Source organism: Roseibium sp. RP-7, from assembly GCF_053005225.1.
Genome location: NZ_JBRKQA010000003.1, coordinates 150,529 through 162,894, shown reverse-complemented (window position 1 = coordinate 162,894; position 12,366 = coordinate 150,529). Strand labels below are relative to the sequence as shown.

The 12,366-nt window shown below is 60.3% G+C and carries 12 protein-coding genes; 6 read left to right on the top strand and 6 right to left on the bottom strand.

Annotated features, from left to right (window positions below; all coding sequences use genetic code 11):
- The first annotated feature begins 208 nt into the window (after positions 1 to 208).
- Positions 209 to 781: a sigma-70 family RNA polymerase sigma factor gene (locus ACVDG9_RS23500; RefSeq protein ID WP_447239122.1), complete on the top strand. Its 573-nt coding sequence runs from the start codon at positions 209 to 211 to the stop codon at positions 779 to 781.
- A gap of 61 nt (positions 782 to 842) precedes the next feature.
- Here the strand turns inward: ACVDG9_RS23500 and ACVDG9_RS23495 are convergent, their stop codons facing one another.
- On the bottom strand, positions 843 to 1,388 hold the full coding sequence (locus ACVDG9_RS23495) for an RNA methyltransferase (RefSeq protein ID WP_447239121.1): 546 nt from the start codon (positions 1,386 to 1,388) through the stop codon (positions 843 to 845).
- Positions 1,389 to 1,552: 164 nt separating this feature from the next.
- On the opposite strand from ACVDG9_RS23495, the gene ACVDG9_RS23490 reads away from it, so the two are divergent.
- Positions 1,553 to 2,527, top strand: a complete 975-nt coding sequence (locus tag ACVDG9_RS23490) for an NADPH:quinone oxidoreductase family protein (protein ID WP_447239120.1) — start codon at positions 1,553 to 1,555, stop codon at positions 2,525 to 2,527.
- A 185-nt stretch (positions 2,528 to 2,712) separates the two neighbouring features.
- Here ACVDG9_RS23490 and xth read toward each other — a convergent pair whose 3' ends face one another.
- Together xth and ACVDG9_RS23480 are read right to left on the bottom strand one after the other, a co-directional pair.
- Positions 2,713 to 3,522: an exodeoxyribonuclease III gene (gene xth / locus ACVDG9_RS23485; protein ID WP_447239119.1), complete on the bottom strand. Its 810-nt coding sequence runs from the start codon at positions 3,520 to 3,522 to the stop codon at positions 2,713 to 2,715.
- Between the two features lie 70 nt (positions 3,523 to 3,592).
- Positions 3,593 to 4,786 carry a cation:proton antiporter gene (locus tag ACVDG9_RS23480; protein ID WP_447239118.1) on the bottom strand — a complete coding sequence of 398 codons (1,194 nt, stop codon included), beginning with the start codon at positions 4,784 to 4,786 and terminating at the stop codon, positions 3,593 to 3,595.
- 186 nt (positions 4,787 to 4,972) lie between these two features.
- On the opposite strand from ACVDG9_RS23480, the gene ACVDG9_RS23475 reads away from it, so the two are divergent.
- Complete coding sequence (locus ACVDG9_RS23475) at positions 4,973 to 5,704, top strand: glycoside hydrolase family 25 protein (RefSeq protein ID WP_031270181.1); 732 nt, start codon at positions 4,973 to 4,975, stop codon at positions 5,702 to 5,704.
- Between the two features lie 21 nt (positions 5,705 to 5,725).
- Here the strand turns inward: ACVDG9_RS23475 and ACVDG9_RS23470 are convergent, their stop codons facing one another.
- Complete coding sequence (locus tag ACVDG9_RS23470) at positions 5,726 to 6,217, bottom strand: hypothetical protein (RefSeq protein WP_447239117.1); 492 nt, start codon at positions 6,215 to 6,217, stop codon at positions 5,726 to 5,728.
- Positions 6,218 to 6,417: 200 nt separating this feature from the next.
- On the opposite strand from ACVDG9_RS23470, the gene ACVDG9_RS23465 reads away from it, so the two are divergent.
- Complete coding sequence (locus ACVDG9_RS23465; protein WP_023002845.1) at positions 6,418 to 6,984, top strand: SH3 domain-containing protein; 567 nt, start codon at positions 6,418 to 6,420, stop codon at positions 6,982 to 6,984.
- A gap of 9 nt (positions 6,985 to 6,993) precedes the next feature.
- Here the strand turns inward: ACVDG9_RS23465 and ACVDG9_RS23460 are convergent, their stop codons facing one another.
- On the bottom strand, positions 6,994 to 7,530 hold the full coding sequence (locus ACVDG9_RS23460) for a CAP domain-containing protein (RefSeq protein ID WP_306355459.1): 537 nt from the start codon (positions 7,528 to 7,530) through the stop codon (positions 6,994 to 6,996).
- Positions 7,531 to 7,810: 280 nt separating this feature from the next.
- Here ACVDG9_RS23460 and ACVDG9_RS23455 point away from each other — a divergent pair, with 280 nt between their 5' ends.
- On the top strand, positions 7,811 to 8,485 hold the full coding sequence (locus ACVDG9_RS23455) for a class I SAM-dependent methyltransferase (RefSeq protein WP_447239116.1): 675 nt from the start codon (positions 7,811 to 7,813) through the stop codon (positions 8,483 to 8,485).
- Between the two features lie 138 nt (positions 8,486 to 8,623).
- On the opposite strand, the gene ccrA is transcribed toward ACVDG9_RS23455, so the two are convergent.
- Positions 8,624 to 9,919, bottom strand: coding sequence for a crotonyl-CoA carboxylase/reductase (gene ccrA / locus ACVDG9_RS23450; RefSeq protein WP_023002848.1), 1,296 nt, complete (start codon positions 9,917 to 9,919; stop codon positions 8,624 to 8,626).
- Positions 9,920 to 10,195: 276 nt separating this feature from the next.
- On the opposite strand from ccrA, the gene ACVDG9_RS23445 reads away from it, so the two are divergent.
- Positions 10,196 to 12,202, top strand: a complete 2,007-nt coding sequence (locus ACVDG9_RS23445) for a methylmalonyl-CoA mutase family protein (protein ID WP_416384175.1) — start codon at positions 10,196 to 10,198, stop codon at positions 12,200 to 12,202.
- The last annotated feature ends 164 nt before the right edge of the window (positions 12,203 to 12,366 follow it).

Below are 12,366 nucleotides of genomic sequence, written 5' to 3'. Positions count from 1 at the left end.
CCGTCTGACATATAAACCTTGCTTTAATGATAACTTAAAGCGGGTTACGAAAGGGTTGAAGCCCGACAATTGTATTTTCTGTTTTTCGGTGCGTGCACCAACCTTATCGCTTTGCGGTTAAACGCGGCAACAGTGTGGCAGACCTGCTTGACCCCCCTTTCGAATTATGCCGAACCTGATAAAGAAGATGGATCGGCAGGGGGATTGATTGTCTTTGACGCAGGTGCAGTATTTTTCCGATCTCATTGTCAAAGTGGCGGAAGACCGGGACAAGGCGGCTTTCATCGAGCTGTTCGATCACTTTGCGCCGCGCCTGAAGGGCTACCTGATGAAGCAGGGCGCCGATGAGGCCCTTGCCGAAGAAGTCGCCCAGGACGTCATGATGACGCTGTGGCGCAAGGCCGATCTGTTCGATCCGAAAAAATCCAATGCCAGCACCTGGCTGTTCCGGGTTGCCCGGAACCGGCGTATCGACAGGATCCGCCGCCAGAAGTCTGCCGCGCTCGATCCCGAAGATCCGTCTCTGCACCCGACGCCCCTGCCGGACATTGCCGAAGAGATGGATGCGAAGCTGCGGGAAAAACGCGTGCGTGCTGCTTTGTTGCAGTTGCCTGAAGAGCAGCGGAATGTGGTTCGGCTGGCTTTTTTTGCAGGACAGTCGCACAGCGAGATCGCCGAACACACGGGTTTGCCGCTTGGCACGGTCAAATCCCGTATCCGGCTTGCCTTCGGACGGTTGCGTCAGCTTCTGGAAACCGACACGTCCGTGGATGTGGACTAATTGGGGCCCCGGGCAAGAGACACCCAAAATTCTGGTGGCCTGAAGTTCAGGCACAACTCATTCAGGTTCCTGGCACTTTCCGTCCCGTGCGCATCACCGGACCGCCGCTGACATGTTTCGGACGTTCGATCCTGGGGGCGCCGGCTGTGGTTGAGCGGTCCGCGTAGCGACCCAGCGCCCTGTGACGGTCGTACATGACGATCGCACCGGCCATGGCGACATTGATGCAGAACTTTGTCGGGATCTTCACCACGTGGTCGCAGCGCGCCAACATCTGCGATGAAAGCGAGCCTCTTTCAGGACCAAGAACGTAGGCTGCCTGAAGGGGATGTCCGAAGCTCGGCAGCTCGATCGATTCGTCCGTGAGCTCGATGCCCACAAGCTGGCAACCTCTGGGCAGGTCCATCGTGTCTACGCTGTCCCAGGTGAAGACAGGCAAGTGGCCGGGGCTCTTGGAGGTGTCGGAGGGGGGCGCCTTGCGCAGCTTCTGGTCGGCATCCACCGTGAAGAAGAAGTTGGCGCCGAAGGCATGGGCAGAGCGCATCAAGGTGCCCAGGTTCATCCGTTTCGAGAGGCCTTCGGCCCCGATTGCAAAATATCCGCGCATCAGTTTGTCCGTTTTCGATTTGGCTGCCTCATAGCCGACTTTCGCCATGGCCGAAAGTTTTCAGCTTATCCGGAAAGCCAATTCCCGCCTCGAACAGGGCTTGCTAACGTCTCACCCGGCGCAGCGCGAGCGGCGCTTTACGCGTAGAATGTCATGAGGATGCCGTGAAAGCCTGTCTCTGCAAAAGCTTCGGTCCGCCTTCCAGCCTGGTTGTCGAGGAGATTGCCGATCCGGTTGCCGGGCCGGGGGAGGTCGTGGTGCGGGTGAAGGCCTGTGCGCTCAATTTCTTCGATACGCTGATCATCAGGGGCAAGTACCAGTACAAGCCGGAAATGCCGTTTTCGCCGAGTGCCGAATTCGCCGGTGTGGTCGATCAGGTGGGCTCCGGCGTCGAAGGGGTTTCGCCCGGCGACAGGGTCATGGGCTACATGCGCTGGGGTGCTGCGCGGGAAAAAGTGGTGGTCGCAGCAGGCGATCTTGTCTCGCTGCCGGACGATATTCCCTTTGAAGTCGCGGCAGGTTTGACCGTGACCTACGGCACCACGCTGCATGCCTATCGCGACCGGGCCGGGTTGAAGCCCGGCGAGACTGTTGCCGTTCTGGGCGCATCGGGCGGTGTCGGCCAGGCTGCAGTGGAAATTGCCGCGATCATGGGAGCAAAGGTGATTGCCTGCGCCTCATCTGAGGAAAAACTCGCTTTTGCCCGCTCGCTCGGCGCTGACATGACGGTCGATTATTCGGTTGAGCCGCTCAAGGAAACCCTGAAGGAGCTGACCGGTGGAAAGGGTGTGGATGTGGTCTACGACCCGGTTGGCGGAGAGCTGTCGGAACAGGCCATCCGGGCAACGGCCTGGGAGGGGCGGTTCCTAGTGATCGGGTTTGCCGCGGGCGACATTCCGAAAATTCCGCTGAATATCGTGATGCTGAAAGGTTGCGACATTCGCGGTGTCTTCTGGGGCGCAGCACTCGACCGGGATCCGGAAGGCCATCGCCGCAACATGAAGGAACTTTTGTCCTGGGTGTCTGAAGGCAAGCTGAAGCCGCACATCCACGGCGTTTACAAGTTGGCAGAAACGGCAACCGCGCTTGAGGAAATCGCTGCGCGCCGGGTGCAGGGCAAGGTGATTGTGACGCCTTGAGTGCTGCGGAAGTATGCGCGGCGCGGCCTTCCGGGGGTGTGGCCCATCCTTCGAGACAGCGCTTTGCGCTTCCTCAGGATGAGGTCGTCACTGTTGCACCTTTCCGGGCTGTCCAAATTACAGCCTCATCCTGAGGAGGACCGGAAGGTCCGTCTCGAAGGATGGGCCGCTTGTTCGAATTGACCTCAGATCGCGAATTCGGCGATCACCGGGGCGTGGTCGGACGGCTTTTCCCAGCCGCGTGCGTCGCGCAGGACCGTGGTGCCCTTCACATACGGGGCGAGCGGCTGAGACACCCAGACGTGGTCAAGACGGCGGCCCTTGTCGGCGGCAGACCAGTCCTTGGCGCGGTAGCTCCACCAGGTGTAGAGCTTTTCATCCAGCGGGGTGAACTGGCGCATGGCGTCCAGCCAGCCGCCTGCCTCGCGCACCTGCTCGAACAGTTCCGTTTCGACCGGGGTATGTGAGACCACCTTCAGGAGCTTCTTGTGGGACCAGACGTCGTGCTCGTAAGGCGCGACGTTGAGGTCGCCGACCAGAATGGCGGGTTTCGAGGTTTCCTCGCCTTTCAGCCATCCCAGCATCTCTGCCATGAAGTCTAGTTTGTGGCCGAATTTCGGGTTGATGGTGCGATCCGGCTCGTCACCACCTGCCGGCACATAGAAATTGTGCAGCCGGAGGCTGGAACCGTTGAAAGGCACGTCCGCGGCCACGTGACGGCTGTCACCCACCTGGCAGAAGTCGCGTTTCTCGATGTTGCTCAGCGGCAGCTTGGAAAGCGTTGCGACGCCGTGGTAGCCCTTCTGGCCGTGGATGGCCATGTGTTCGTATCCCGCCTTGCGGAAGGCGTTTTCCGGGAAATTGGCGTCCGGGCACTTGGTTTCCTGCAGGCAGATCACGTCCGGTGCGACTTCCTCGATCAACTGTTCCACAATCGGCATGCGCAGGCGCACGGAATTGATGTTCCAGGTGACGAGTTTGATCCGGTCTGTCATGGGAAATTTGCCAAGGCTTGTTGCGGGAATAGCCAAGTCATACGGATTCGGCCACCGAGTGCAAACGAATTCAGGTCTCGGGATCGTCTTCCCCGGCCTTGCCGGTTTCGCCGACCCGTCTCAGGGCGAGCTGAGTGGCCGCGGGGCCGAGCAGTTCGAAGACGATGGTTGATCCGATGGCGACGGTCAGAATTTCGTCCCGGAACTGCGGCAGCACTTCGGCAGCAACCAGGGCCATGCCAAGCGCGACGCCCGCCTGGGGCAGAAGCGAGAGGCCGAAGAGATAGCTTCGGTCGGTTCCGGCCCCGCCGCTGAGCTTGCCGCCTAGCCAGCCTCCTGCCAGACGCCCGGCGAGCCGCAGCAGAACATATGCCGCGCCAAGGAGACCAAGCTTCAAAAGCAGGTCCGGCTGCAGCGCTGCACCGGCCAGCACGAAAAAGAAGATCATGAACGGCCATTCGATATGTTCGATCTCATAGAACGGCCGGGTATGGTGACGCCCGGTGTTGACCACCATGGCCCCGCAGGCAATGCCGGCAAGCAGGAACGAGAGGTCGAGCCAGAGGGCCAGACCCGCCGTCAGGAACACGATGCCAAGCGCCTCGGCAAGGGTCGGGTCGCCGGGTTGGAGGCGGCCTGACAGGTAGCCCGCCGGGAGGCCGACAATCGCGCCAAGCAGGAGCGATCCGGCAATCTCCCAAACCGCATGCAGCAGGGCGCCCGAGCCATCGCCGCCCATGAGCGCCTGTGCTCCCATGAGACAGAACGCAAAGACCAGAATGCCCCAGATATCGTCCAGCGCAACGATGCCGGACAGGATGGTTGTGAAGGGCCCCTTTGCGCGGTACTGGCGGATGACATCGCTGGTGGCTGCCGGGTCGGTGGCGGTGGCCAGGGCTGCCAGAATCAGTGCCAGTTCCAGCGGAAAGCCGAGCAGGGCGAGACCTGCAAAGACGACGATCGCTGTTGACACGACCGCTGAAGCCGAAACGACCGTCACGGCCTTGCCGCTGTTCTGCAGATGGACCCTGGAGAGTTTGCCACCCAGAACGAAGGCGACCATCGACAGGGCCAGAACGGCGAGGGTTTCGTAAAGCTGGGTCAGGTTTTCAGGCAGAAGATCCAGAAAGGCGGGGCCCGCGGCCAGTCCGCACAGGATCAGCAGCGTCACGCGGGGCATCTGCGTCCTGTGGCCGATTTCGTCGGCCAGCATGCCGAGCAGCAGCAGGGCGCCAATGGCGATCAGGGTGGTCGCAATTTCCATGCTCATACATTGAGGGAAAGAGACCAGACGTCTTTGATCCGCCGCAATCCCGCCCTATTCGATTGCCCGCACGATAACAGATACGTGTTTATGCGGAGAAATCGTGATTTCGTCTACGCTCCGTTAGGAAATCCCGCGCATTTTGTGCGGTGAGTGAAAGCCTTTCTTAACCCTGCCGAGGACGCTGTGCTGGCAATCGTAAAATCGTTTTGTTCCATTTTCGGGTTCATCTTTTTAAGCTCGTGCGCGGCTTACGACTTTCCGGATCCAACGCCAGAAGACTACGCGGTACACGGCATCGACGTGTCCCGATGGCAGGGCGATATCGATTGGGCGGCCGCAAAACAGGGCGGTGTCGCCTTTGCCTGGATCAAGGCGACCGAAGGCGGCGACCACGTCGACCCGCGCTTTGTCGAGAACTGGGTGGCAGCGCGCCAGGCGGGCATGCCGCGCGGGGCCTACCACTTCTATTATTTCTGCCGTCCGGTTGAAGAGCAGATTTCGTGGGTGAAGGAAATCGTTCCCGTCGACCCGCAAGCCCTGCCGCTTGTTCTCGACATGGAATGGAATGCGCATTCCAAGACCTGCCGGGAACGGCCGGAACGACCGCAGATCCTGCGGGACATGAAGATCTTCCTCGACGAAATGGAAAAGCACTACGGCAAGCGCCCGGTGATCTATTCCTCGGTCGATTTTCACCGAGACAGGCTGGTCGGTGCGCTCAAGAACGAGCAATTCTGGCTGCGCTCGGTCGCCAGCTTCCCGAACAACATCTATGAGCAGCGCGACGACTGGGTGTTCTGGCAGTATACGGCCGAGGGCCGGGTGCCGGGCGTCAAAGGCGACGTCGACCGGAATGCGTTCTTCGGTACCAAGTCGCAGTACCGCGACTGGCTGAACGGCAAGCTGAGGCGCTGACCGTTCCCTGAGCCAATACCGCTAGCGCACCTTGATCTGGTGCGTGACGTCCTTGCCGTTGCTGACTGTGACCTGGGTGAAGCCGATCATCTTGCAAAGATCGAGGAAGTTCAGGTCCTGCGGCTGGTTTGACCGCGCGAAGAGTTCCGTCGTGCGGGCCATCGAGGTCAGCGAGGCAAGCAGGGCTCGCAGCCGAAACAGCGTGTCATAGCGCCCGTCGCCGGTTGCCACCACAATCAGTTTTTCCAGTTCGGTGCCCTTGGCGAAGAGGTGATATCCGGGCGGATACCCCAGTTTTGCGTTCTGGGATGCAAGGCCGCTGACGAAGGCTGCCCGCGACCGCTTGCCCGTGTCAGGTGCAAGGTCCAGTTCTGAGACATAAACCTCCTGGGTCTGCACCTCCGGGTAATAATAGCCCGCATGCGCATCGAAGGCCGACACCGGTGCAATGGATGCAGCAAACCAGAGCGCCGCCAGCGCCATGGCAGACGCAACAGATTGAATTCGTTTCACTTCACAAAGCCCCCCGGCTGTTCGTGCGCCTATCAAGCCCGAAATGCAGGCCGAACGCAAATCGGACGCAAGCTGGGCGCAAGCTGGGGCGGGCAGCCTTTGGCGTGAGAAGGAATAGAGACGCCTGCAGCGCTATACTTTTGCCATGATGCTAGCCGCTTCTTGAAAGCGTCAGGGCGCAGAACTTTGGAGTTTTGAACATGTTGATCCGCTTTTCGCTGGCATTTGCCGCGATCGTGATGATGGTGCTGCCAGCAAGCGCACAATCACGGCCGGCCATTGCCTTCACGACGGCCAATCTCAACATGCGCGCCGGACCGGGAACCAATTATCCCGTGATGGCCACCGTGCCGCGCGGGGGCGGGGTAACCATTTTCGGGTGTACGGCCGACTTCGGCTGGTGCGATGCCGCCTTCACCAATGTGAAGGGATGGGTTTCCGGCCAATATCTCAGCTATGGCGGTGAAGGCATCTATTATGGCCGGCCGATCCCCAGCGCGGGCATCAACCTGGGTGTGCAGCGCTACTACCGGGATTACCCGATCTATGCGGAGGCGCCTGCGCCTGCCTATCGCGGCGGGCCGGTCTACAAGGGCGATCCTCCCTATGATCCGCCGCCGGTTGAACCGGGGCCCGTCTATGCACCGGAACCGCTTTACGAAGCACCGCCTGTCGTGGTCGCGCCGCCGCAGCCGATCATTATCCGGCCCTACTGGGATTCATTTCCCGGTTATCCGCAAAGGTATTTCGAACCGCGTATCTATTGACGCGGGCTGTTACCGGGCCGGTTTCGGTCCGGCCATGACCAGCGACCAGAATACCTTGTGCTTGGCATTGGGCGCGTAAGCCGTCGCGATGCCAAGCCGGGTGGCGTCTTTCGTCAGCAAGACCTGGTTATGTTTCGGGCTTTCCCGCCAGCCTGAAAAAGCTTCGGCAAAGGTCCTGTATCCGGCGCTGACGTTTTCGGCGGCAGCCGTCTTCGGCTCGCCGATGGAGGCCATGCGGGTTGCCAGCTGCTGGTTCGGGGCGAGCGATGCCTGAACGTTTCCGGCCGCGGCCATCGCGTCGGCCTGCGATTTTGCAATGGATGTCAGCTGCGGATCGGCAATCACGGGCGAAAGTCCGTTGTTGATCCGGTATTGCGAGATCATCTGAGCGGCCGTTGCAGCATCCACCACACCGTCGACACGCGCCATGTCCTCGTAAAAGGGCGGCGTCTGCATGCGGTCGCCCATGCAGGCGGCAACCGAGAGCAGCAGCGCTCCGGCGAGGGCGAGTTTCAGGGATCGATGGACCATCGGATTGTCAGCCACGCTGTTGAAGCTCCCGCTCAGGATCAATGAGATTTAGTGAGGCACATGATTCGCCTCACTTTGGAAGGTGATGGGACGACAGTTGAGCAGAATTGCGGCGCAAGGCTCCTGAAACCGGTGCACAAGCCTTTCAGCTGGGGTGTGCGCGCAACGGGTTGGAAAAAATGGAGCAGGTTTCTTGAATGGCAATTTTCAAGTTACATATAAAGTAACATGATGGTGCCGAGCGTCTTGGTATGGATCGGAGCACCAGGCCACGCATTGCTTGAGGACCTTTTCCATGTCCCTGTTTTCCGGAGCCGCATCAACCACCGGATATGCGGAAAGAACGGCAAGGCTCGTTCCCGGGCTTGCAGACATGCACAAGATGACCGGCCTGCTGCTGGCGGAGCGGGCGCCATCGGACGGAACAATCCTGGTGCTTGGTGCCGGTGGCGGTGTTGAACTGAAGGCCTTTGCCCGCATGCAGCCGGACTGGCGTTTCCTTGGTGTCGACCCGTCCGCAGACATGCTGGAAAAGGCGCAAGAGCACCTTGGTCCCCTCGGGGCAAGAGTGAGCCTGCTGGAGGGATACATCCAGGATGCCCCCGAAAGACAATTTGATGGCGCCGCCTGCCTGCTGACGCTTCATTTTCTGGATCGGGAGGAGAGGTTGAAGACTCTTTCCGGACTGCGGCAACGGTTGAAGCCTGGAGCGGCCTTCGTTTCGGTTCATCACAGCTTTCCGACCGACCGTGCAGGCAAGGACAGGTGGCTGGCAAGATATGCGGCGTTTTCCACCCTATCCGGTACTTCCCGCTCGCTTACCGAAAACGGCATGGCCGCGATGAAGGAGCGATTGCCGGTGCTGACGCCCGAGCAGGATGCGGATCTGTTGAGGCAGGCCGGATTTGTCGACGTCGAGACCTTTTACACGGCCTTCACCTTCAGAGGCTGGGTCGCCACCGCCGGGTAATCAAAAAGAAAAGACCAGCCCGTGAGACACGGGCTGGTCAGGCTGCATGAGGCTAACGGGGCTTGAGGCCCCCAGCCTTTCAGGGAGCTTGTTGAGCCCGCCGCCTGCAGGTGGTTGCCCTGAAGGCGACGTGCCGGATCAGCGGGTGGAGGCTTCCAGAACGTCCTCATAGGTCCGAAGACCGGTGGTCGGCGCGCAGACCAGGACGGACATGTTGCCCGGTGCGTGCTGGTTCTTCCACATCTTGGTATGGGCCTTCGGGATCTGATCCCAGGGGAAGACCTCGGACATGTAAGGGTCGATGCGCCGTTCGATCATCAGTTTGTTGGCGGCCGAGGCCTGCTTCAGATGGGCGAAGTGTGACCCTTGAAGGCGCTTCTGGTGCATCCACATGTAGCGGACGTCGAAGGTGCAGTTGAAGCCTGACGTGCCTGCGCAAATGACGACCATGCCGCCCTTCTTGCAGACCAGGGTGGAGACCGGGAAGGTTGCCTCGCCCGGGTGTTCGAAGACGATATCGACGTTGTTGCCCTTGCCGGTGATGTCCCAGATCGCCTTGCCGAACTTGCGCGCTTCCGCGAACCATTCCGCATATTCGGGCGAGCCGACCGTCGGCAATTGACCCCAGCACTTGAAGTCCTTGCGGTTGATCACGCCCTTGGCACCGAGATCCAGCACGAACTGGCGCTTGTCCTCGTCAGAGATGACGCCGATGGCATTGGCACCTGCTGCCGTAATCAACTGGATGGCGTAGGAGCCAAGGCCACCCGAGGCGCCCCAGACAAGCACGTTCTGACCCGGCTTCAGCTCATGCGGGTGATGGCCGAACAGCATGCGATAGGCGGTCGCGAGCGTCAGCGTGTAGCAGGCGCTTTCTTCCCAGGTCAGGTGGCGCGGCCGGGGCATAAGCTGCTGGGCCTGCACGCGGGTGAACTGCGAGAACGACCCGTCCGGTGTCTCGTAGCCCCAGATCCGCTGGGAGGTGGAGAACATCGGGTCGCCGCCGTTGCACTCCTCGTCGTCGCCGTCGTCCTGGTTACAATGAACCACGACCTCGTCGCCCACTTTCCAGCGCTTGACCTTGTCACCGACGGCCCAGACGATGCCCGAGGCATCGGAGCCGGCAATGTGGTAGGCGGCGCCGTGACCGTCGAACGGGCTGATCGGCTGACCGAGGCCTGCCCAGATGCCGTTGTAATTGACGCCGGCGGCCATCACCAGAACCAGAACCTCGTGGCTGTCGAGTTCCCAGGTCGGCACGACTTCCAGTTTCATGGCGTCTTCCGGCGGTCCGTGGCGTTCCCGGCGGATGGTCCAGGCATACATGTTTTTGGGAACGTGTCCGAGCGGCGGGATCTCTCCGATTTCATAAAGATCTTTCACCGGCGCGCCCTCTCGCGTTTGGTTGTCATTGGCTTCCGCGGTCGCTGTCATTCTCCCCTCCCAGGGCTTCTTTTGGGCCTCAGAATTTCGCATTTGCACAAGTCGTAATCGGGCAAATACCCAATTTTGCGCAACTATTGTTCAAAAACGATCACCGTTCTATACGACTATTGCTTAACTTGCGTTTTGATGCCAACCATATTTTGCATTGCACATTGGGGTTTCGCAGTCGCGTAAACTCCGGCACACTGCTGACTGTTCGGGAGAAACAGGCTGACGCGGTGCTGCCAAATCAAGAAAAAACAGGCAGCAGAACGCCTTAGGAGGATGAGTGGCATGAGTGCATCGGGTGAGAGCCGGCCGGAGAAAGATCGTCCGTGGATTTTCCGGACCTACGCGGGCCACTCGACGGCGGCCGAATCGAACAAGCTCTACCGTGGCAATCTTGCCAAGGGTCAGACCGGCCTGTCCGTTGCGTTCGATCTGCCGACACAGACCGGTTACGATCCGGATGACGCCCTGGCGCGCGGCGAAGTGGGCAAGGTCGGTGTTCCGGTGGCACATCTCGGCGACATGCGCACCCTGTTCCAGGACATTCCGCTGGAGCGGATGAACACCTCCATGACGATCAACGCGACCGCACCCTGGCTGCTGTCGCTCTATATAGCGGCTGCCGATGAACAGGGCGCCGACCGCAAACTGCTGTCAGGCACGACCCAGAACGACATCATCAAGGAATATCTGTCCCGGGGCACCTATGTGTTTCCGCCGGCGCCATCGCTCAGACTGACGACCGATGTCATCGCCTGGACCTATTCCAACATGCCCAAATGGAACCCGATGAACGTCTGCTCCTATCATTTGCAGGAAGCAGGCGCGACACCGGTTCAGGAGTTGTCCTTCGCGCTGGCAACGGCGGTTGCCATTCTGGATTCCATCAAGGCGAGTGGTGCCATTCCGGAGGAAGATTTCCCAAAGGCTGTCGGCCGGATTTCCTTCTTCGTCAATGCGGGCATGCGGTTCATTACCGAGATGTGCAAGATGCGCGCCTTCACCGAATTGTGGGACGAGATCTGCCTGGAGCGCTATGGCGTTGAGGACGAGCGCTATCGCCGCTTCCGCTATGGGGTTCAGGTGAACAGCCTCGGGCTGACCGAGCCGCAGCCGGAAAACAACGTCTACCGTATCCTCATCGAGATGCTGGCGGTGGTCTTGTCCAAGAATGCGCGCGCCCGCGCTGTGCAGCTGCCGGCATGGAACGAGGCGCTGGGCCTGCCACGACCGTTCGACCAGCAGTGGTCGCTGCGTATGCAGCAGATCGTCGCCTATGAGACCGACCTTCTGGACTATGCGGACATTTTTGACGGCTCCGCCGAAATTACCCGCAAGGTGGAAGAGCTGAAGGCGCAAGCCCGCGAGGAACTTGCCCGGATCGATGCCATGGGTGGTGCGGTCGCCGCGGTCGATAGCAGCTACATGAAGCGCCAGCTTGTGGAAGCCAATTCCGCACGCCTTGCCGCGATCGAAGGCGGCGACCAGGTGGTGGTCGGCGTCAACCGCTGGACAGACAGCGAGCCTTCACCTCTGGCCGCCGGGGAAGATGGCGGCATTCTCACCGTTTCCGAGCATGTCGAGGAAGAAGCGGTCGAGAAGGTCAAGGCCTGGCGCGATGCACGCGATCAAGCCGCGGTCGAAACCGCGCTGGCGGACCTGAAAGCCGCCGCCCAGGAAGGCCGCAACATCATGGAGCCCTCCATTGCCGCGGCCAAGGCCGGAGCGACCACAGGCGAATGGGGCCGGACACTGCGCGAGGTCTTTGGCGAGTACCGTGCACCGACCGGTGTCGGCCAGGCCGTGCGGGACAATGTCGGCACTTTGGCAGACATCCGCTCTGACGTGGAGGCGGTATCAAAGAAACTTGGCCGCCGGCTGAAGTTCCTGGTCGGCAAACCGGGTCTCGACGGGCATTCGAACGGTGCGGAACAGATTGCCGTCAGGGCGCGCGACTGCGGCATGGAAGTGGTCTATGAGGGTATCCGGTTGACGCCGGCGCAGATCGTCAACGCCGCGGTGGAAGAAGACGTTCACGTGATCGGTCTGTCGATCCTGTCCGGCTCGCACCTGGCCCTGGTGCGTGACGTGATGGACCGCCTGCGGGCAGCCGGTGCGGACGATATTCCGGTCGTGGTTGGCGGGATTATCCCTGACGAAGACGCCGCACAGCTCAAGGCGCAAGGCATTGCGGCGGTCTATACGCCCAAGGACTTCCAGCTCACCGATATCATGGCCGATGTGGTGAAGATTGTCGGCAACCGTGCAGAACAGGCTGCTTGAACCGGCCTTCGTCGAAAGTGACAATAATGCCGATTGAAGTATTTATTGGCGAAAATTATTCGCTCTTCTAGTCTCGGATAAACTTTCAGTTGCAACTGGCGCAGTCGTGGCTGCGTCGGTTTCGCTGGCGGGTTCAAGATTTATTTATACTTGGCCATTAGTAG

What these genes read in the sequence shown, in the direction of transcription:
- ACVDG9_RS23495 (WP_447239121.1), bottom strand. Translation starts at nt 1,388, where the DNA reads ATGCGCGGATATTTTGCAATCGGGGCCGAAGGCCTCTCGAAACGGATG.
- xth (WP_447239119.1), bottom strand. Translation starts at nt 3,522, where the DNA reads ATGACAGACCGGATCAAACTCGTCACCTGGAACATCAATTCCGTGCGC.
- ACVDG9_RS23480 (WP_447239118.1), bottom strand. Translation starts at nt 4,786, where the DNA reads ATGGAAATTGCGACCACCCTGATCGCCATTGGCGCCCTGCTGCTGCTC.
- ACVDG9_RS23465 (WP_023002845.1), top strand. Translation starts at nt 6,418, where the DNA reads ATGTTGATCCGCTTTTCGCTGGCATTTGCCGCGATCGTGATGATGGTG.
- ACVDG9_RS23455 (WP_447239116.1), top strand. Translation starts at nt 7,811, where the DNA reads ATGTCCCTGTTTTCCGGAGCCGCATCAACCACCGGATATGCGGAAAGA.
- ccrA (WP_023002848.1), bottom strand. Translation starts at nt 9,919, where the DNA reads ATGACAGCGACCGCGGAAGCCAATGACAACCAAACGCGAGAGGGCGCG.
- ACVDG9_RS23445 (WP_416384175.1), top strand. Translation starts at nt 10,196, where the DNA reads ATGAGTGGCATGAGTGCATCGGGTGAGAGCCGGCCGGAGAAAGATCGT.